The following is a 993-nucleotide window of genomic DNA, read 5'->3' as shown; positions in this document are numbered from 1 at the left end:
GCGGTTGTGGGAAGGCGCGGAGGTGATCGTGAACGGCCAGGTGATCCGCGGCTTCGGGCTTTCGGGCACGCGTGGGATCGCGGGATTTCCCAATGGCGAGGCCTTCCGGATCGGCTCCGAGGTGCCGGCCGGCTTTGTGCCGCGCGTCTTCTTCCGCCAGACCATCGGGCTTTCCGCCGACACCGTGGAGCCGGATGACGACCTGCTGCGCTTTCGCCGGCCGCTGCCGCGCGAGCGGATCACCCTCACCATGGGGAAGTTCTCGGTCCTCGATATCTTCGACGACAATCGCTACGCGCATGATCCGCGCACGCAATTCCTGAACTGGGCCTTCGTCGCCGCCGGCGYCTTCGATTTTGCCAATGACGCGAAAGGCTTCACCAACGGCGTCGCGGCGGAGTGGGAGGATGGCAGATGGGGCGTGCGCCTGGGGGCCTTCCAGGTGGCCCGGCGCATCAACTCGCTCTCGCTGGATCCGCAGCCCGGGCGCGGCTGGCAATTGCTCGCGCAATTCGATCGCTTCTGGAATCTCGGCAATCGCCCCGGCGCCGTCCGCCTGCTGGCCGGCCTCTCACGCACGCAGTCGCAGGACTACAACGCTTTGGTGGCGAATGACATCGAGGCGACCAGCGAAAATCCGCGCGGCGGCTATCGCATCAAACAGATGGTGGCGTTGAACATGGAGCAGGAGATCGCCGACGATCTCGGGATCTTCGCCCGCCTCTCCTGGAATGACGGACGCAGCCAGCAATGGATGTACACGGAGATGGATTGGGCGGTCTCGGCCGGCACGTCCCTGGCGGGGCGGCGCTGGGGAAGGCCGGCGGATACGGTGGGCGCGGCGGTGAATATTGGGGGGCTCTCCGCGCAGCATCGCCGCTTTCTGGAGGCGGGCGGGCTCGGCTTCATCCTGGGCGATGGCCSGCTCGACTACCGGCCCGAAACCGCCGCCGAATTCTACTATGACGCGCGGGTGGCGCCGGGGACGAACAT

The 993-nt window shown here is 66.8% G+C and carries 1 protein-coding gene; it reads left to right on the top strand.

Annotated elements, in window-relative coordinates:
* Positions 1-28: 28 nt before the first annotated feature.
* A partial coding sequence (locus tag AC1DWF_RS32635) for a carbohydrate porin (protein ID WP_476842660.1) occupies positions 29-993 on the top strand: 965 nt, incomplete at its 3' end.

Source organism: Aminobacter sp. P4_D5, assembly GCF_056401815.1.
Note: the sequence above shows the minus strand (reverse complement) of the source record. Positions and strands in the feature narration are given on the sequence as shown.